This window comes from Lactimicrobium massiliense (assembly GCF_900343155.1).
GTDB lineage: Bacteria > Bacillota_I > Bacilli_A > Erysipelotrichales > Erysipelotrichaceae > Bulleidia > Bulleidia massiliensis.
On record NZ_OUNG01000006.1, the window covers coordinates 186506 to 206726 of the forward strand.

At 50.4% G+C, this 20221-nt stretch carries 14 protein-coding genes; 11 read left to right on the forward strand and 3 right to left on the reverse strand.

Going from position 1 to position 20221, the window contains the following annotated elements:
• Positions 1 to 62 precede the first annotated feature (62 nt).
• From DHU66_RS11530 to DHU66_RS11555, 6 genes are read left to right on the forward strand one after another with little or no spacing between them, the layout of a single operon-like run.
• Positions 63 to 1400 (forward strand): TrkH family potassium uptake protein, encoded by a 1338-nt coding sequence (locus DHU66_RS11530; RefSeq protein WP_108776082.1) that lies wholly within the window; start codon positions 63 to 65, stop codon positions 1398 to 1400.
• Between the two features lies 1 nt (position 1401).
• The gene (locus DHU66_RS11535) at positions 1402 to 2052 is read left to right on the forward strand and encodes a potassium channel family protein (protein ID WP_108776083.1); all 651 of its coding nucleotides are present in this window, start codon (positions 1402 to 1404) and stop codon (positions 2050 to 2052) included.
• 21 nt (positions 2053 to 2073) lie between these two features.
• Complete coding sequence (locus DHU66_RS11540) at positions 2074 to 2565, forward strand: type 2 periplasmic-binding domain-containing protein (RefSeq protein ID WP_108776084.1); 492 nt, start codon at positions 2074 to 2076, stop codon at positions 2563 to 2565.
• 7 nt (positions 2566 to 2572) lie between these two features.
• On the forward strand, positions 2573 to 4504 hold the full coding sequence (locus DHU66_RS11545) for an ATP-binding protein (RefSeq protein WP_108776085.1): 1932 nt from the start codon (positions 2573 to 2575) through the stop codon (positions 4502 to 4504).
• Entirely contained in the window at positions 4491 to 5186 is a 696-nt protein-coding gene (locus DHU66_RS11550) for a response regulator transcription factor (protein ID WP_108776086.1), read from the forward strand. The genes DHU66_RS11545 and DHU66_RS11550 overlap by 14 nt, the downstream gene beginning before the upstream one ends.
• Positions 5187 to 5206: 20 nt before the next feature.
• Positions 5207 to 6226 carry a sugar kinase gene (locus tag DHU66_RS11555; RefSeq protein ID WP_108776087.1) on the forward strand — a complete coding sequence of 340 codons (1020 nt, stop codon included), beginning with the start codon at positions 5207 to 5209 and terminating at the stop codon, positions 6224 to 6226.
• On the opposite strand, the gene DHU66_RS11560 is transcribed toward DHU66_RS11555, so the two are convergent.
• Positions 6223 to 7164: a LysR family transcriptional regulator gene (locus tag DHU66_RS11560; RefSeq protein ID WP_108776088.1), complete on the reverse strand. Its 942-nt coding sequence runs from the start codon at positions 7162 to 7164 to the stop codon at positions 6223 to 6225. The two genes, DHU66_RS11555 and DHU66_RS11560, sit on opposite strands and share 4 nt — an antisense overlap.
• A 117-nt stretch (positions 7165 to 7281) precedes the next feature.
• Between DHU66_RS11560 and gltB the strand changes: the two genes are divergently transcribed.
• On the forward strand, positions 7282 to 11775 hold the full coding sequence (gene gltB, locus DHU66_RS11565; RefSeq protein ID WP_342587735.1) for a glutamate synthase large subunit: 4494 nt from the start codon (positions 7282 to 7284) through the stop codon (positions 11773 to 11775).
• 5 nt (positions 11776 to 11780) lie between these two features.
• Positions 11781 to 13238 (forward strand): glutamate synthase subunit beta, encoded by a 1458-nt coding sequence (locus tag DHU66_RS11570; RefSeq protein ID WP_108776167.1) that lies wholly within the window; start codon positions 11781 to 11783, stop codon positions 13236 to 13238.
• 250 nt (positions 13239 to 13488) lie between these two features.
• Here DHU66_RS11570 and DHU66_RS11575 read toward each other — a convergent pair whose 3' ends face one another.
• Entirely contained in the window at positions 13489 to 14769 is a 1281-nt protein-coding gene (locus DHU66_RS11575; protein ID WP_108776090.1) for a C40 family peptidase, read from the reverse strand.
• Between the two features lie 223 nt (positions 14770 to 14992).
• Here DHU66_RS11575 and serC point away from each other — a divergent pair, with 223 nt between their 5' ends.
• Both serC and DHU66_RS11585 read left to right on the forward strand, forming a co-directional pair.
• Positions 14993 to 16081, forward strand: coding sequence for a 3-phosphoserine/phosphohydroxythreonine transaminase (gene serC, locus DHU66_RS11580; protein WP_425349078.1), 1089 nt, complete (start codon positions 14993 to 14995; stop codon positions 16079 to 16081).
• Between the two features lie 3 nt (positions 16082 to 16084).
• Positions 16085 to 17248 carry a phosphoglycerate dehydrogenase gene (locus DHU66_RS11585; protein WP_108776092.1) on the forward strand — a complete coding sequence of 388 codons (1164 nt, stop codon included), beginning with the start codon at positions 16085 to 16087 and terminating at the stop codon, positions 17246 to 17248.
• Here DHU66_RS11585 and DHU66_RS11590 read toward each other — a convergent pair whose 3' ends face one another.
• Positions 17249 to 17788, reverse strand: a complete 540-nt coding sequence (locus tag DHU66_RS11590) for a TetR/AcrR family transcriptional regulator (RefSeq protein WP_108776093.1) — start codon at positions 17786 to 17788, stop codon at positions 17249 to 17251.
• 145 nt (positions 17789 to 17933) lie between these two features.
• On the opposite strand from DHU66_RS11590, the gene lon reads away from it, so the two are divergent.
• Positions 17934 to 20210, forward strand: a complete 2277-nt coding sequence (lon, locus tag DHU66_RS11595; protein ID WP_108776094.1) for an endopeptidase La — start codon at positions 17934 to 17936, stop codon at positions 20208 to 20210.
• Positions 20211 to 20221 lie beyond the last annotated feature (11 nt).

Sequence of the window (20221 nt, forward strand, 5' to 3'; positions counted from 1 at the left end):
GATCATTAATCCCGTCTTAATTCCATCCAGACGATAATACAAGTGCAAAGAGGGGGGATTGTATGAAACAACTGCGTGAAAGGCTGGAACATTTCTCCACCTTCCAGGTGATTCTTGCCGGCTTTGCCATTGTGATTCTGATCGGCAGCTTTCTTCTCTGCCTGCCGGTATCCAGCATCCAGCATGTCTGGACACCCTATATCGATTCTCTGTTCACATCGACTTCAGCAGTCTGTGTCACCGGCCTGATCGTCCATGATACCGCAACGTACTGGTCGCTGTTTGGCCGTATCGTTATTCTGTGTCTGATTCAGATCGGCGGTCTTGGCGTTGTGACCATCGCCGTTACGCTGGCGATCATGTCAGGACGCCGGATCGGTCTGATGCAGCGCAGCCTGATGCAGAGTTCTATCTCTGCACCAAGCATCGGCGGTATTGTCAGACTGACCAAGTTCATCGTCAGAAGCACACTTAGCATTGAGCTGATCGGTGCTGCCATGATGAGTCCGGTCTTCATCAGGGACTTTGGCGTGATGCGCGGCATCGGCTATGCGGTATTCCATTCTGTATCTGCATTCTGCAATGCCGGGTTTGATCTGATGGGTGTGCGCCAACCATATTCTTCCCTGACCAGCTACAGTGACAACTCTGTCATCTGCATCACGATCATGGCACTGATCATTGTCGGCGGCCTTGGTTTCCTGACCTGGTCAGACATTGTCCATAACGGCATCCATTTCCGCCGCATGCACCTGCAGACAAAGGTGATACTTGTCACCACACTGTGTCTGATCCTGATCCCGTTCCTGTATTTCTTCTTCGTGGAATACAGGGATGGATCAATTGGCAGCCGCATCCTGCTGGCACTGTTTCAGAGTGTGACACCGCGTACTGCCGGCTTTAATACAGCGGATTACAGCAAGATGAGTGATACTGGCTTAATGATCACGACGATCCTGATGCTGATCGGCGGCGCACCTGGTTCTACTGCCGGCGGCATGAAAGTCACAACGGCAGCCGTGCTGCTTGTGTTTGTGGCCGGTGCATTGCGCAGACATGATCAGGCGACAATGTTCAAGCGCGGCATTGATACCAGCGTCATCCATGATGCCGCTGCGCTGTGCGGCACATATCTGCTGCTGTTTCTGATCGGATCCATGATCCTGTCCGCAACAGAAAATATTGGGATCATGAAGTGCATGTTCGAGTGTGCATCCGCACTTGGCACGGTTGGTCTGACAACCGGCATCACACCGACACTGCATGTGTGGTCGCATCTGATTCTGATTGCATTTATGTATTTTGGCCGGGTAGGTGCACTGACGATGGCATATGCCACAGTGACCAGAAAGCCAAAGAAAAAAGGCACTTTGCCTTGTGAAAGGTTGATGGTGGGTTGATATGAAAAATGTTTTGTTGATTGGTCTTGGCAGATTCGGCCGTTATACGGCAAGCAAACTGTATGATCTTGGCCATCAGGTGATGGCAGTAGATAAAGATGAAGAACGTGTTTCCAAAGTGCTGAACTATGTGACCAATGCGGTCATTGGGGATGGTACAGACAAGGACTTCATTGCCAGCCTTGGTGTACCTAACTATGATCTGTGCATTGTTGCCATTGGCGATGATTTCCTGAGTTCCCTGGAGACAACATCGCTGCTGAAAGATTATGGTGCCAAAAAGGTAGTGTCCCGGGCAACCATGGCATCCCAGGAGAAATTCCTTTTGCGCAATGGAGCCGATTACGTGGTGTTCCCAGAACGCCAGCTAGGTACCTGGACAGCCATCCGGTACAGTTCCGATAATATCGAAAACTTCTTTGAACTGATGGATGGCTATGCCGTGTTTGAAGTCAGGGTGCCGGACAGCTGGGATGGCCGCAAGATCGGCGAGCTTGATGTCCGCAAGAAATATGGCGTCAATATTCTTGGCATCCGCAGACCGCAGGAAAAGATTGATATGAACATTGCCTACGATACTGTCCTGCGGGCAGGGCAGACAATGCTGATCCTTGGCAAACAGGATGATATGCAGAAGATCCTGAAACTGTAAGAAAAGGAAAAGGTGGAGATTATGATTGGATTGGTATTATTCAGTGCATGTGCACTTCTGCTGTACTTTCTGATTGAGAAGATTTTCAAGATGGTGTCAAAGGCAAATACGGAAGTGCCGGTGACCCGCTATATGGAGCCGCGCCATACATACCGCATTGCCATTGATAATCCAAGCTATTATGGTATTGCTTCCCGTATCTCCAAGGAATTTTCTGAGAATACAGAAGTCATCATGTTTACCGGTACAGCTGGTGAAATTGCAAATGCCCTTGAGGATCGCACGATCGATGTGGCAATTGTCTCCAGCACAGCCGATATGCCGCAGCTTGGCGATTATGATGTCATGTATACAGAAAGCAGCGGCGAGCCGATTACCATTGCCGGCAGCGATGTCCGCCTGGAACCGCTGTCCAATCAGGTTCGTTCCTTCCGCATCATCTACCGCTCACCGCTTGTGCAGGTGGTAGAAAAAGCCGGTATCGTTCCTGCAGCGCATAAGCTCGCTGTATAATAGAGTCATGCTTGCAGAGAAATCCAGCAAAGAACGTCATATACTTGTCTGCCTGTCATCATCACCCAGCAGTCTGAGCGTGATCCGGGCAGCATCATCAGCGGCAGAAGTCTATCACTGCCGCTTTACTGCGCTTTGCGTACTGCGTCATCTCAATGAGGAAAATCCAGGCCAGGCCGCTAACATTGCCGCAGCAGAGCATGCTGGTGCCCAGGTAACACAGATCCAGGGCAGCGATATCATTTCTTCCATTGCCGACTTTGCCGTCGTTAATCATGTCACAGATGTTTACATCGGCAAGTCAGGCCCATCCCGCTTTCATAAACCGCCATATGCACGGCTGATGAAGGCACTGCCGCATACGGATATCCATGTGATTCCGGATGCCGAAGTCATTCTGAAACCATCCCATCTCCACCAGTCCAGCCACATCCGTCTTTCCCTTGCTGAAACCGGCAAGATGGCTGCCATCATGGGCATCGCTACGATCATCTGTGCATTCTTCTTTCATTCAAAATATTCCAACGACAATATCATCACGATCTATCTGCTGGCAGTTCTTGTCACTTCCGTTGTCACTGCCGAAAGAATCTACGGCGTAGCCAGTGCACTGCTGTTTGTCTTCCTGTTTAACTATCTGTTTATTGAGCCGCGCTTTACGCTTATGGTCTATGATCCATATTACATTGTGACCTATGCTGTCAGTATCATTGCGGCTTTAATTACTTCCACAGTTGCAGCCAGACTGAAACAGAGCACGCGGGTTGCCATGGAAAGTGCGGATCAGTCACAGGTACTGCTGGATGCGTCCGAGCTTCTCCAGCATGCCGTGGATGCTTCTGATATCATCCGGATCACATCCAATCAGCTTGTCCAGCTCATGGGACGCTCCGTGATCTTTTATCCTGTTCAGGACGGCAAGCTGGCAAAGCCGCTGTATTTTCCAGCTTCCCAGCAGGAAGAAGTACTGCCGGATGAAAGTGATGCCGCCAACTGGACACTTGCCAACAACCACCGCTCAGGTGCTTTTACATCCAAATTCCCGCAATATGAATGCCAGTATCTTGCTGTACGGGTATCGGAGCAGATGTATGGCGTCATTGGCATCCGTATGCAGGGACGGCCATTTACGGAGTTTGAAAAAAACATCCTGCTGTCGTTGATCGGCGAGTGCGGACTGTCACTGGAAAACAATGAAAATAACAGGAAACGAGAGAAAATGGAAATTGTAGCAGAAAATGAACGTTTCCGTGCCAATCTGCTGCGTTCCGTTTCCCATGATCTGCGCACCCCGCTGACATCCATCTCCGGCAATGCCAGCAACCTTGTCCATCATGCAGATATTCTGAGTGAACAGCAGAAACAGGGAATCTATACAGATATTTATGATGATTCCATGTGGCTGATTGAGCTTGTTGAAAATATGCTTTCCGTGACGCGGCTGGAAGAGGGCAGCTGTCTGCATCCTTCAGTAGAAGTCGTACAGGATGTGATTGATGAATCATTGAAGCATGTGGACCGTCACATCAAAGAGCACCATCTCAAGGTCGTGCGGGATACAGACTTCACAATGGCAGAAATGGATGTGCATCTGATTTCGCAGGTCATCATCAACCTCGTAAACAATGCCGTCAAATATTCCCAGAAGGGATCGGCTATTACCATTGAAACAGAGCGCGACCATGGCCTGCTCTGGGTGCGTGTCAAAGACAATGGCCCTGGTGTTGCCAAAGAAGATCAGCCGCATCTTTTTGAGCGCTTCTATACCGGCCATCACAAGATTGCGGACTCCCAGCGCAGTCTGGGCCTGGGACTGAACCTTTGCCAGTCAATTATGCGTGCCCATGGCCAGCAGCTTGTCTATAGCGATAATGTACCTCATGGGGCATGTTTCAGTTTTTCTCTTCATGTAAAGGAGCTTACAGATGAACTCGTTTAAAATCCTGATTGTAGAAGATGATCAGCCGGTCATGAACCTGATTGCGACCACGCTGAAAGTGCATGACTATACATATCTGATGGCACACAATGGCAAAGAGGCAATATCCATGGCTGCCAGCAGCCAGCCGGATCTTGTGCTTCTGGATCTGGGCCTGCCGGATATTGATGGCATGGATGTCATTGCCAGCATCCGCTCCTGGTCACAGATGCCGATCATCGTCATCAGTGCCAGAGGTGAAGATGCGGATAAGATCGCTGCTCTGGATGCCGGTGCCGATGACTATCTGACCAAGCCGTTTTCTGTGGAGGAACTGCTTGCCAGAATCCGGACTACCCAGAGAAGGCTGAACTATGTGCCTAATACACATGAGGATAGTGTATTCCTAGACGGTGCATTGCGCATTGACTATGCGGCGGCCAGCGTCACCCTGCATGGAAGTCCGGTTCATCTGACACCGATTGAATACAAGCTGCTTGTTCTTTTGAGCAAGAATGTCGGCAAGGTGCTAACCCATGCCTATATCATCCGTCATATCTGGGGCACCGGTGTCGATACCGATATCATTTCTCTGCGTGTATACATGGCATCTTTGCGCAAGAAACTGAATGATCCGGATCTCAGTGAACCGTATATTCAGACACATATTGGCATTGGATACAGCATGACAAGAGTAGAATAAGGTTGGAAAGAAGGAGACAGATGAAGATTGTAACGTTGGGAGAAATCATGATGCGGCTTACGCCGCATGATCACAGGCGGTTTGTGCAGGCAGACGACTATGGTGCCAACTTCGGCGGCTCAGAAGCCAATGCGGCGGCTTCCCTTGCCTGCTTTGGTGAAGATGCCTGGTTTGTGACAAAACTGCCAGCCAATCCAATTGGTGATGCAGCGGAAGCAGCTTTGAAGAAAACAGGTGTTCATACCGACGGTATCGTACATGGCGGCAGCCGTCTCGGCCTGTATTTTGAAGAAGAAGCCTGCGGCAGCCGCCCATCCCAGGTTGTCTATGACCGGGCCGGATCCGCCATTGCCCAGGCAGATCTTTCTGACTTTGACTTTGATGCCATCATGAAAGGCAAAGACTGGTTCCACTGGTCCGGCATCACACCTGCTGTTTCCGACAAGGCTGCTGCCCTGACGGAGAAGGCCTGCCAGGCCGCAAAGCGCAATGGTCTGAAGATATCCTGTGATCTGAACTACCGCAGCCGTCTGTGGACGCCTCAAAAAGCTGCAAGCATCATGATTCCTTTGATGCAGTATGTGGATGTCGTGATTGCCAATGAAGCAGATGCCGTCAACTGCCTGAACTTCTTCTATGATGTGACCGGGGCAGATGAGAATGTGGATATGCATGAGATCCAGGTGCTGGAAGCGATGCGGCAGCACTTCCACTTTGATGTGGCAGCCTCCGCATGGCGCCAGGGCGCTCATGGCCTGAGCGATCAAAGCGTGCAGGCAGTGATCCTCAAAGAGGGCAGGACCTATCTGTCCCATCAGTACAACATTGTGCCGGTGGTAGAAAAGATCGGCTGCGGCGATACCTTTACAGGCGGCCTGATCCACGGCCTGCTTCACTTTGATGATCTGCAGAAAACGGTGGAATTCGGTGCTGCGGCCGCTGCCCTCAAGCATTCCATACCAGGTGATCTGCCGCTGTTGTCAGAGGCAGAAGTACTTGCCTGTGTACAGAAGGGCGGACAGGGCGGCATGGTCCGTTAATGCAGAAAAGACAGATATGCTTTCAAAGCTGCTGACTGATATGCCAGCGGCCGGAAATAGAAATATACATCACGTACAGCCAGGGGGTCATCGATCCGATAGAAGACCACCTGGCTTTTTTCTGGCTTTGGCACCGTCTTGAGTGTGTTGTCCCGAATCAAAGCATAGCCATAGCCATACAGAGACAGAAAATACGTTGTCGGCATCTGGTCGGCATACATCTGGATATGCGGATGGCTTCCAAGACGTCCAAACATCCCCATCACTCTGCCATACAGTTCAGAATCGTGGCGCAGGGAAATATAGGGCAGATCCGCAAAGGCAGAAAGCGAAACCGAAGGACAGTCTTTCTGGCGGTGGCTGCCATTCATGATATCTTCATAGCTTAATACCGCATCCTGCAGTGTGCTGTTAATGGGCCAGGAGGCCGGTACACTGAGGATCAGATATTCCTTCTCAAAGAACTGACGCTGGAAGGCCTCAAAGCCATGCGGATTAACGCTCAGGGCAAGATCCAGCGTCCCGTTTTTTAACATTGCAAGCAGCTGCTGGTTGGAAGTCTGCTCAATCAGATTAATCTGCAGACCGGGATGCAGACGGGAAAAAGGCTGCAGGCTGCGGGGCAGGGAATAGCAGCAGTAAAACGACGTGGTGCCGATGGAAAGTGTTCCTGCTTCCAGATTGCGCAGGGAATTGAAATAGTCATGAATGCTGTTTTCCGTATCCGCAATCTGCTTGGCACACTGCAGATAGAACAGGCAGGCCTCGGTTGGCTGCAGATCATTGGTACTGCGGTCAAACAGGACAGCACCAAGCTCTTTTTCCAGTGAAGAGATCGCCTTGGATAAAGCAGGCTGGGAGATATACAGACTCTTTGCTGCTTTGGAGAAACTGCGCTTCTGACACAGTGCCATGACATAGAGATAATCGTTTTTCATTCTGCATCCTCCGTCTTATAACTTTTGGTTATGAGATTCATGAATTCTATATATTTGTAATTATAGTATATCCGCCGTACGCTTGTTTCAAAGAAAATCCAGGAAGGAGAGATGCATATGGACAAACTGTATGAAACAGGCTGGGAACATGATGCCTGCGGTATTGGCACAATCGTCAATATTGACGGTCATCAGGACCATGCCGTGCTGGATGATGCCTTGAAGATTGTAGAGAAACTGGATCACAGAGCTGGCCGTGATGCCAGCGGAAAGGTTGGCGATGGTGTCGGTATTCTGATACAGATCAGCCACAGTTTCTTTGCGGATGCCTGTGCAAAGGAAGAAATCCATCTGAAGGAAAGAGGAGATTACGGCATCGGTATGTTCTTTCTGCCTGCTGACCAGCTCAAGGCAACCTTTGCGGAGAGAATGTTTGCGGTCATTGCCCGCAAAAACGGCCTGAAGGTACTGGGCTGGCGGAGTGTGCCGGTATGTCCGGAAATTCTTGGTGAAGCAGCCCGCAGCTGCATGCCCCGCATCCGTCAGGTATTCCTGGAAAGGCCAAAAGAGGTGGAAAGAGGCATCGCCTTTGACCGCCTGCTGTATATCACCAGACGTGAATTTGAGCAGGGCTCAGAAGATACCTACGTATGCTCTTTGTCATCCCGCACGATTGTTTACAAGGGGATGTTCCTGGTGAATCAGCTGCGCCAGTTCTATCCGGATCTGCAGAGCAGCCTGTATGAGACCGCAATTGCCATTGTGCATTCCCGTTTTTCTACCAATACACGGCCAAGCTGGCAGCGTGCCCATCCATACCGTATGATCGCCCATAATGGTGAGATCAACACGATCCGCGGCAACGTTGACCGCATGCTGGCCAGAGAAGAGACGATGTCCTCTGATCTGCTGGCGAATGATCTTGACAAGATTTATCCGGTCATCAATGCCGGCGGCAGTGATTCTGCCATGGTCGACAACACGCTGGAATTTCTTTACTATGCCGGCATGGATCTGCCTCTGGCCATGATGCTAATGGTGCCGGAGCCATGGAAAAACCAGAAAAACATGGACCCGCAGAAACGTGATTTCTATCATTACTATGCCACGATGATGGAGCCGTGGGATGGTCCGGCAGCAGTATTGTTCTCAGATGGCGATCTGGTTGGTGCCACATTGGACCGCAATGGCCTGCGTCCTGCACGATATTACATTACGGATGACGGCAGGGTGATTCTTGCGTCCGAAGTTGGTGTACTGGATCTCAATCCAGCCCATATTGTTACCAAGTCCAGACTGATGCCAGGAAAGATGCTGCTGGTAGACACAAAGAAAAAGAAGGTCATTTCAGATGCAGAGCTGAAACAGTATTATGCCAGCCGCAAGCCCTATGGCGAGTGGATTGACCTCAACCTGCTGCACCTGCATGATCTCAAAATTCCGAATCATAAAGTAGAGATGTACCCGCAGGAAGAACGTGACCGCCTGTATAAAGTCTTCGGCTATTCCTATGAGGATGTCAAGGAACAGATCCTGCCGATGGCTGCCAATGGCAATGAGCCAACCATGTCGATGGGCCATGATATCCCACTGGCAGTTCTCTCTGACAAGCCGGAATCTTTGTTCAATTATATCCAGCAGCAGTTTGCCCAGGTCACCAATCCGCCGATTGACTGTCTGCGTGAGAAGGTTGTGACAGATACCACTGTATATATCGGTTCCGATGGCAACCTGCTCCATGATGAGGCAGAAAACTGCCGTGTCTTGGAAATCACCCAGCCGATTCTGAGTGAAGTGCAGATGATGCAGATCAGAACACTGCACCGTCCCGGCTTTCAGACCGCCGATATCTCTTTGCTGTACTACAAGCACACATCATTAAAGAAAGCACTGGATGCACTTTGTGTATCGTGTGACCGTGCCTATAACAATGGTGCCAACATCCTGATTCTCAGTGACCGCGGCGTCGATGAAAACCATGTTCCAATTCCATCATTGCTGGCTGTATCTGCGGTCGAAACACACCTGGTCACCACTAAGAAGCGCACCAAGGTGTCGCTGATCCTGGAATCCGGTGAGCCGCGTGACGTGCATCAGTGTGCGGCCATCCTTGGCTTTGGTGCCAGAGCCATCAATCCATACCTGGCTCATGAATGCGTCACGGAACTGATTGACAAGCACCTGCTGGATAAAGATTATCACACAGCCCTGCAGGACTATGACAATGCACTGCTTGCAGGTATCGTCAAAACAGCAGCCAAGATGGGAATCTCGGTTCTGCAGTCCTACCAGTCTGCCAAGATTTTTGAAGCCATCGGTCTGAGCGAAGATGTTGTACACACCTACTTCCCAGGCATCTCCTGCCGGGTCGGCGGTGTCGGTCTGGATGAGATTGAAGCCGATGTGCTTGCCCGTCATGACCATGCCTTTGATCCCCTGGGCCTGGGCGTTGATACAACGCTGGATGCGATCGGCTACCACCGCCTGCGTTCCAACGAGCGTGCCTATGACCATCTGTATTCACCGGATGTCATTGTGACACTGCAGAAGGCAGTCAGAGAGAACAGCTATGAGACCTTCTGTGCCTATACAGATCTGCTGGAGAAGAAAAAGCCCCACCGTCTGCGTGATGAGCTTGTCCTGGTGCCAAAACAGAAGCCGGTCAAGCTGGAAGAAGTGGAACCGGTATCGTCTATTGTCAAACGCTTCAAGACCGGTGCCATGTCCTTTGGCTCCATCTCCAGGGAAGCACATGAGTGCATGGCCATCGCCATGAACACCATCGGCGGCAGATCCAATACCGGTGAGGGAGGAGAGGATCCAGAACGTTTCGGGACAATCCGCAACTCTGCCATCAAGCAGGTTGCTTCCGGAAGATTCGGCGTTACCTCTGCCTATCTCAACAGTGCCAATGAAATTCAGATCAAGATGGCACAGGGCGCAAAACCAGGTGAAGGCGGCAATCTGCCAGGCAGAAAAGTCTACCCATGGGTCGCAAAGACCAGATTTGCGACGCCAGGTGTTTCCCTGATTTCACCGCCGCCGCATCATGATATTTATTCCATTGAGGATCTTGCCCAGCTGATCTTCGATCTCAAGAATGCCAACCGCAAAGCACGTATTTCCGTCAAGCTTGTCTCTGAGGCAGGCGTTGGCACGGTTGCCTGTGGTGTTGCCAAGGCAGGTGCCCAGGTTATCCTGATCTCCGGCTTTGACGGCGGTACTGGTGCTGCTCCATGGTCTTCCATCCATCATGCCGGCATGCCATGGGAACTTGGCATTGCCGAAGCACAGGAGGCTCTGATTGACAACGGGCTGCGTACAAGAGTACGTCTGGAGACAGACGGCAAGCTGATGAGCGGCCGGGATGTTGCCGTGGCTGCACTGCTTGGTGCAGAGGAATTCGGCTTTGCGACCGGACCGCTTGTCGCTATGGGCTGCACAATGATGCGGGTCTGTGCCAAGGATACCTGTCCATTCGGCATTGCTACCCAGAATACAAAGCTGCGCAGCTGCTTCCGCGGCAGACCGGAAGATGTCATCCATTACATGGAATTCATCGCGCAGCAGCTGCGTGAAGAAATGGCAAAGCTTGGCTTCAAGACAGTCGATGAAATGGTCGGCCGCAGTGACTGCCTCGCCTTTGCGAATGCAGGCAGAGAGCAGGCGGGCTGGCTGCCGGATCCTTGCTATGCAAGTGCAAAAGAGCGTCACTATAATGCACATGATGTCTATGATTTCCATCTGGAAAACACTGTTGATGAAGCAGTGCTTCTGCCAGCATTCGAGAAGGCATTCAAGCAGAAAAAGCCGCATGCCGAAAGCATTGAAGTATCCAGTGTCAACCGTGCAACCGGCACGATCCTTGGCTCCGTGATTACTGAAAAGTTTGGCGACAGCCTGAAAGATGATACTTATGTTGTCAACTGCACGGGCGGGGGCGGACAGTCCTTTGGCGCCTTTATTCCAAAAGGACTGACTCTGCGGCTGACAGGTGATGCCAATGACCATGTCGGCAAGGGACTCTCCGGCGGCAAGATCGTTGTTGTACCGCCTGAAAACATCAGCTTTGATCCGGCAGTCAATATCATTATCGGCAATGTTGCCCTGTATGGCGCAACATCCGGCAAGGCATATTTTGCCGGCGTTGCCGGTGAGCGTTTCTGTGTCAGAAACTCCGGCGCAACAGCCGTAGCAGAAGGATGCGGCGACCATGGCCTGGAGTACATGACCGGCGGCCGTGCAGTCATCCTTGGCAAAGTCGGCAAGAACTTTGCGGCCGGCATGTCCGGCGGCATCGCCTATGTCCTGGACCGTGACCATGATCTGTATCAGAACCTGAACAAGGAAATGGTGCGGCTGAATGAAGTCACAGACAAGTACGATATCCAGGAGCTACGGCAGATCCTGGAAGATTATGTCAGAGAAACAGGATCTGCACATGGCCGCATGATCCTGGATCACTTTGAAAGCTGGGTTCCTCAGTTCAAGAAGGTTGTCCCGATTGACTATCAGAAGATGATGGCCGTGACAGGGCGCTATGAAGAACAGGGCATCAAACATGAGAATGCGGTGCTGGAAGCGTTCTATGCAATGCAGAAAGAAGGTTGATGAAGATGGGAAAAGACAATGGATTTCTGCTGTATCAGCGCAGAGAAAACGGTATTGAAGATCCTTTGCGCAGAATCAAAAACTATCAGGAATTTCACCAGCCGCTGACAAAGGAGCAGCGCCGCCTGCAGGGTGCCCGCTGCATGAACTGCGGCGTACCGTTCTGTCAGTCCTCACTTTTCCTGCATGGCATGACAACCGGCTGCCCGCTGCACAATCTCATTCCGGAATGGAATGATGAAATCTACCGGGGCAATCCTGCCCATGCTTTGGCCAGACTGATCAAGACAAACCCATTCCCGGAGTTCACTTCCAGAGTATGCCCGGCACTTTGCGAAAAGGCGTGCCTGTGCGGCGTCAATGGAGAACCAGTGTCGATCAGAGACAATGAATATGCTGTGATTGAAGATGGTTTTGCACTTGGCTTGATGCAGCCGCGCATTCCACAGGTGCGCTCCGGCCGCGCAGTGGCTGTCGTCGGTTCCGGCCCTTCCGGTCTGGCTGCTGCAGACAGACTGAACCAGCGCGGCCACCACGTGGAAGTGTTTGAGCGGGATGACAAACCGGGCGGACTGCTGATGTATGGCATTCCTAATATGAAACTGGATAAAAAGGTTGTCGAAAGACGCATTGAACTCATGGAAAAGGAAGGTGTCATCTTCCATACCAACAGTGATGTAGGCAGAACCATCAGTGCAGCTGATCTGCAGAAAGACTTTGATGCTGTTATTCTCTGCTGCGGTGCCAAGCAGGCACGCTCTTTGAAGCTGGAAGGCAGTGAAAAAGCAGAAGGTATTCTGTTTGCCGTTGACTTCCTGAAGAACGCAACCAAGGCAGTGCTGGCAGAGAAGAAGGCTGAAGGTGCTGTCTCAGCGGAAGGAAAGCATGTGGTCATTGTCGGCGGCGGTGATACCGGCAATGACTGTGTGGCAACCTGCCTGCGCCAGAACTGTGCCAGTGTGACCCAGTTGGAAATGATGCCATGCCCGCCTGAGAAGAGGGCAAAGGACAAACCATGGCCGGAGTGGCCCCGTGTTCTCAAGACAGATTATGGGCAGGAAGAAGCCATTGCCGTCTTTGGACATGATCCGCGCATCTATCAGACAACGGTTACTGGCATTGAGACAGAAAAAGGAAAGCTCAAGGCTGTGCACACAGTCAAAGTTCACTTTGAAAATGGAAAGATGGTGCAGGAAGAGGGCAGTGAACAGGTGCTGCCATGTGAGCTGCTGATCATTGCGGCCGGCTTCCTTGGCTGTGAAGCCTACACATCCAAGGCATTCAATCTGGAACTCAACCGCGGCAGAGCGGTCACAGAAAAAGACAGTTACCGCATTAAAGACCATCTGTTCTCTGCTGGTGATATGCACCGCGGCCAGTCACTGGTCGTCTGGGCAATTGAAGAAGGAAGAGCCTGTGCCAGAGAAGTGGATGAAGATCTGATGGGTTATACGAATCTGTAATCAAAGCAATGAAAAGAAAAAGCAGTTTATGTCCGCAGAGAATTCTCTTCTGACATGAACTGCTTTTTATCGTGCCAAAGAACGCTGACATGATTTCCAAAAAGTCTGCTTCATTTGACAGTATCATATTTTTACAATTTAGAAATCATCTGCGTATTAACAACTGTGATATGTCGCTCTTCAGACCCCAGAAAAAAACTCCCTGCAGCAGATATCTCTGCCACAGGGAGTACATTCTCTCTAGATGCAATTACCACAGACGGTGAATGATCATGTTGCCATTGGTGATCCAGCCGATCGGACATTCTCTGATACCCATGCTTGGATTCATGGCATTGATAACCATACCGTTGCCGGCATAGATGCCGCAGTGTCCTGTCCATGTGATCAGATCACCCGGCTGTGCATCGGCATAGGAGACTGCATAGCCAGCAGTTTCCTGTACATAAGATGTACGGCCAAGGACGATGCCGAAGTGGGCATAGACATACTTGGTCAAACCAGAGCAGTCAAAGTAGTTCGGACCATTGCCGCCCCATACATATGGCAGGCCAAGGAACTGTCTGGCATAGGCAACAACCGCATAGCCGTCGATGGCAGCATCACTGGATTGGGAACCATTTGTAGAAGAACCGCTGCCGGAATTACCGGATCCGCCAGAATTGTTGGCAGCTTCCTGGGCAGCTGCGGCTGCAGCCGCTTCGGCCTCAGCCTTTGCCTGCTGCTCGGCAATCTGTCTTTCCTGTTCTTCCTTCTGTGCTTCCGTAATTGTATCCGATGCATCCTGCAGGGAAGAGATCAGTGTCAATGTATCATTGGACTGATTCTCCAGATTTGCTTTCTGGTTTTCATAATCCTGTTCGGTCAGCTGTGCTTCATACTGCTTGGCAAGGATATCATCCTGCGCAGTCTGCAGCTCAGTCTGCTTGCTGGACAGCTCCTGCTGGGAAGCAGTCAGCTGATCAATGGCATCATTCAGTGAAACAAGCGTACTGTGATTATGCTCAGTCAGGTCAGTCAGACCCGCCGCAATCTTCAGGAAGTCTCCGAAGGTCTTGGCTCCCATCAGAATATCCACATACTTGGAAAGACGCATTGTCGACTGTGAATTTTCAATCTGTGTATTGACCTTGGCACGCAGATCCGCAACCTTATCCTGCTGATCTGCAATCTGATCATTCAGATCATCAATCTGTGCATTCAGATCTGAAATCTGTGAGTTCAGTGTATCAATCTGACTCTGATAATCCGCAATCTTAGCCTGATAATCATCAATATTTGTCTGTACATCAGAACGCTGTGCATCAATGGCAAGCAGCTGATCCTTCAATGTAGAAGACTGCGTAGCAGCATACTGCAGGAATGCCTGGCATGCATTTGTTTCATCACTGGTCAAAGAAGAAACATTGGAACACTTTGTAGTCCAGTAATTGATATCGGAATAATCCTCATCTGCCTTTGCCTGCACTGGAAACAGGCAGGCAGTAACAGCGGCAGCGGCGAGAAGGGCGCCATATCGCTTAAATTTCATTCGTAGCTCCTTTCATCATGATTGAACGCATGATACATCGTGCAGGACCCATTATAACAAAGAAGCGTGAAGATCGTATGAAAGTGCATCCGAATTTATTGGATGAAAAATACGGGCAAAATTTACAATCGTGTCATACATTTTCTGTAAGCTTGCGAAATTTATTTCCGCAGTCTTTGCCTTTTGTACTAAAATGGCCCATAAGGGGGATCAGGAGATGACTATGCACCGTGTATTCAACTTTGCGGCTGGACCGTCCCAGCTGCCGCTGCCCGTATTGGAAAGAGCACAGAAAGAACTGCTGGACTATGAAGGTACCGGCATGTCTGTGATGGAAATGAGCCATCGTTCTGCTGCTTTTTCAAAGATCATGGGTCATACCGAACAGGGAGTCAGGGATGTCATGAACATTCCGGATGACTATGCTGTTCTGTTTCTGGCAGGCGGCGCATCCAGTCAGTTCACGATGATTCCACTCAACCTGCTCAAAGAAAACCGTCAGGCAGATTATGCGGTGACGGGACACTTTGCAAATCTTGCTTATGAAGAAGGAAACCGCTATGGCCAGATGCATGTTTCCTATGATGGCAGCGGAAATGAATACCGCCATATTCCTCAGCAGAAGGAACTGGACATCCATCCGGATGCGTCCTATTTCCATTATTGTGCCAATAACACAATCTATGGCACCGAATGGCACTATGTACCAGAGACCAATGGTGTTCCCATTGTGGCAGATATGTCCAGTGACATTGCGTCCTGTCCCGTGGATGTTTCAAAATTCGGATTGATCTATGCCGGTGCACAGAAGAATCTTGCTCCGGCAGGCGTGACGCTGGTCATTGTGCGCAAAGATCTTGCCAGAGAACCTGACAGGCTTACTCCGGTCATGTATTCTTATCCACGTGAGATTGCTCATGACAGTATGTACAACACGCCGCCATGCTGGCAGATCTATATGCTCGGTCTGGTCATGGACTGGCTCAAAGACCAGGGTGGCATGGAAGAAATCGGCAGAAGAAACCAGGAAAAGGCAGATCTTCTCTATGGCACCCTGGAGCAGTATGCGCTGTTTCATCTGTATGCTGAAAAGGAGAGCCGTTCCCGCATGAATGTGACATTCTCAACCGGTGATGCTGATCTGGATGCCCGCTTTATTCAGGGCGCAGCAGAACATGGTCTGGTGAATGTGAAGGGACACCGTCTGCTTGGCGGCATGCGTGCTTCCATTTACAATGCCATGGATCTGGATGGCGTCAAAGCACTGTGCCAGTGGATTGAACAGTTTGCAAGTGAGAACAGGAAAGGATAAGACATGTACAAAGTTAAACTATTGAATAATATTTCGCCCAGTGCCAGGACCATTCTGACTGCTGACCGCTATGAACTGTCCGAAACGGTGGAACATCCGGACGCATTGTTTGTGCGTGCTTCGGACCTTCACAAGTATCCGTTTGAAAAGAATTTGCTGTGCATCGGCAGGGCAGGTATTGGTGTCAATACCATTCCGCTGGATGAATGTGCTGAAAAGGGAATCGTTGTCTTCAATACACCCGGCGGCAATGCCAACGGTGTCAAGGAGCTCTTCCTGTTTGCCCTGGCTATGGCATCCCGTGAAATCCTACCGGCTATGGAATGGGTTAAAACATACGACGGTTCTCAGGGACCGATAGAGCAGCGCATGGAAAAGGTCAAGAAACAGTATGCCGGACCGGAGTTTGCCGGCAAGACGCTTGGCGTCATCGGAGCCGGCAACGTTGGATCCAGAGTTGCCAATATTGCCCTTGCCTGCAACATGAAGGTATATGCCTATGATCCATACCTGAGTGCGGATGCCGCCTGGGCCATTTCCCGCCACGTTTTCCGCGTTTCTGATCTGCGCGATATCTTCCGCTACAGTGATTACATCACGATTCATACCCCTTTGACCGATGAAACCAGAAATATGATTGATGACAAAGCCATTGCCCTGATGAAAAATGGTGTGCGGATCATCAACTATGCCCGTGGGGAAGTCGTCAATGAAGATGCTATGATCAAAGGATTGAATGATGGCAAGGTTGCCAGATATGTGGCAGATTTTCCGACCAAACGGCTGATTGAAACAAAGAATACCGTACTGACACCGCATCTGGGCGGCACGACATTTGAATCAGAGTCCAACTGTGCCCGCATGGCAGCCAAGGAAATGGACGACTATTTGACCAATGGCAATATCCGCAATTCTGTCAATCTGCCGGATGTGCAGTTGGAACGCAGCGGTGCATCCCGCATTTGCATCATCCACCGCAACCTGCCCGGCATGCTGGCAAACATGATGCCGCTGTTTGCACGTGACGGCATCAACATTGAAAACATGACCAACAAGTCCAGAGGCAGCTACGCGTATTCCGTCTTTGACGTCAATACGGATGTCCCTGAAAAAGCCATCCAGGAACTGAATGATCTGGATGGCGTCATCCGTGTGCGCGTACTCTGATCAGGAAGCAGAAGGAAGATAGGCACCGCTGAGCAGATCTGTAATGACAGCCGCAAGCTCTTCTTCATTCAGGCTGTCCTCATTTTCCAGATAAATCCGCACAATGCCCAGCAGGCCGCTGGCAATATACGATGCGGCATACTGACGGTATAAGCCATCATGATCGGGCAGAAAATCAGGACAGTCCAGGAAATGCCGCATCTGCATGTTCTGGACCAGTCCCAGCAGGTGATTTTCATACAGGATCGCAAGCATTTCCCTCTCCTGCATGATATAGCGGCTGTAATCCAGACATACATTTTTAAAGAAATGGTCCTGACAGCGGGATGGCACATACTGTTGATCTCTGCCAAGCTGATAGGCAATCACATTCTCCTTGGAGGAAAACAGGGAATAGAATGTCTGCCTGGACACATTTGCCTTCGTACAGATCTCCGTAATGGAGATCTTTTCATAACGCTCCTGTGCAAGCAGATCAAACAGAGCATCCGCAATTACCTGCTGGGAATGACATGCTGTTTTATTGTTTCCGTTATACATACCAGAAATGTATCATAAAACTTGACAAGTGTCCAACATAGTGTCATCCTATTAGTACATTGACAGATGTCAGTGTTCGGGGATTATCCCCATTTATTTTACAAATGAGTTAGCACTCTATTGGTAAGAGTGCGAAAGGAGGCTTATGTTAATCGTTCCTGTATACAACCAGCTTGTACTGCCAGATGCCAATCTGTTCTTCCCGTCAGACAGTTTCCAGGCCGCCGCCGGCAGCCATCTGTCCGCAGGTGAAAAGATCATCTTTGTCATCGCCCGTGAGAACATTCCGCGTACCCAGTATACCGAAGACAGCTTCTACCCGATCGGTGTCACCGGCTACATTCAGGAAGAAAACATGTCCGGCTTCATCGTTGTTCATACTGACCAGCGCGTCAATATCGAAAACATTACGGTCCGGGCAGACCATACACTGATGGCCAATATCTCACGCCGTGCTGATATCGAAGACCTGGATCCTCAGGAAGAGGCAGAGCACCTGGTCAATCTGAAAAAGCTTGTCAAAGACTACATGTCACACTTCCAGTGGGGCAAGTTTGTGGATGGCTTTGTGGATCAGTGGACCAATGAAGGCGAGATCATTGCGGCTCTTGGCATGTGGCTGCCGCTGAAACCGGAAGAAAAGTATGCACTGCTGGCAGAGGACAGCCGCAAAGCACGCAACCGCCGTTATGAAGAAATCCTGTACAGCTATCTGGAAGTTGCCCGCGTGAATGCGGATGCCCAGACTGCCACTGCCCAGGAATATGAGCAGGCGTATAAAGAGCAGGCTATCAAGAAACAGATGGAATATCTGCAGAATGAGCTTGATAAGATGCATCCGGAAAATGTATCTGATGCTGCCCGTTTCCAGAAGAAAATCGAAGAGTCCGGCATGAACCCTACGGCCCGTGAAGAAGCAGACAAGATGCTGAACAGACTCAAGCAGGAGGGTAAGAATTCACCAGAGTACGGCAATATCTATGAATACCTGGATTTTGTCACATCTCTGAACTGGAAGACGCCTTCTGCGAAAAAGATTTCTCTGTCAGAGGCACAGAAAGTTCTCGATGAAGATCATTTCGGCCTTGAGAAGGTGAAGAAGAGAATCATCCAGCAGATTGCTGTGATGAATCTGAAACATTCCCAGTCCGGTTCGATCCTGCTGTTTGTTGGTGCACCTGGCACCGGCAAGACATCCATTGCTGCATCGATTGCACGAGCACTGCACCGCAAATATGTACGTGTATCGCTTGGCGGTGTGCGGGATGAGGCAGATATCCGCGGCCACAGAAGAACCTACATCGGGGCAATGCCAGGCCGCATCATGGACGGGATCCAGAAGAGCGGTGCCAGCAATCCTGTGATGGTATTGGATGAAGTAGACAAACTTGGTGCCTCCTACAATGGCGATCCAGCCAGTGCACTGCTGGAAGTGCTGGATCCGGAACAGAACGCCACCTTTACAGATCACTACATGAACGTGCCATATGATCTGAGCCATGTCTTCTTCATCTGCACAGCCAACAGCATCGACAACATTCCGGAACCGCTGCTGAACCGTATGGAAGTCATCCAGTTCAATGGCTATACGGCATCCGACAAGTTCCAGATTGCCAGAAAGCATCTGCTGCCAAAGGCTATGTCTGCCATGGGCATCAAGGACAAGGATCTTGAGGTGACGGATGATGCCATCCGGGCAATGGTCGCTTCCTATACGATGGAAGGCGGTGTCCGCGGCCTCAAGAAAGTACTGGATACGTTATGCCGCAGCTGCGCTGTTGAAATTGCCAATGGCCGCAAAGATACGCTTGTGATCAATCAGGATAATCTCAAAGGTTATCTCGATGCCAGACCCATTCACCATGATCGTGTTCTGAAGAATGATCAGCCCGGTATTGTGACAGGGCTTGCCTGGACAGCAGCCGGCGGTGAAATCCTGTTCATTGAATCACTGATGATGAAGGGAACCGGCAAGGTGACAGTCACCGGCCAGCTGGGCGATGTCATGAAAGAATCTGTTTCTATCGCCATGTCTTTGGTCAGACACAGATTCCCGGACAAAGCAGATGTGTTTGCCAATCATGACATTCATATCCATGTGCCGGAAGGTGCAGTCAAGAAAGACGGACCTTCTGCGGGTGTCACACTGACGACGGCACTGGCATCCCTTGTCACCGGCCATCCGGTAGATCCTTCCATTGGTATGACTGGTGAGGTATCGCTGCGCGGCAAAGTCATGGAAATCGGCGGTCTGCCTGAAAAACTCATGGCCGCTGCCAGAGCGGGCGTCAAGACCGTTCTGATCCCGAAGGATAATGTCGATGATCTCAAAGATGTACCACAGGAAGCCAGAGACGCATTGAAGATTGTCCCGGTTGACACCGTGGAAGATGTTCTGAAGTACACCGGCATCATTGCATAACTTACAAAACA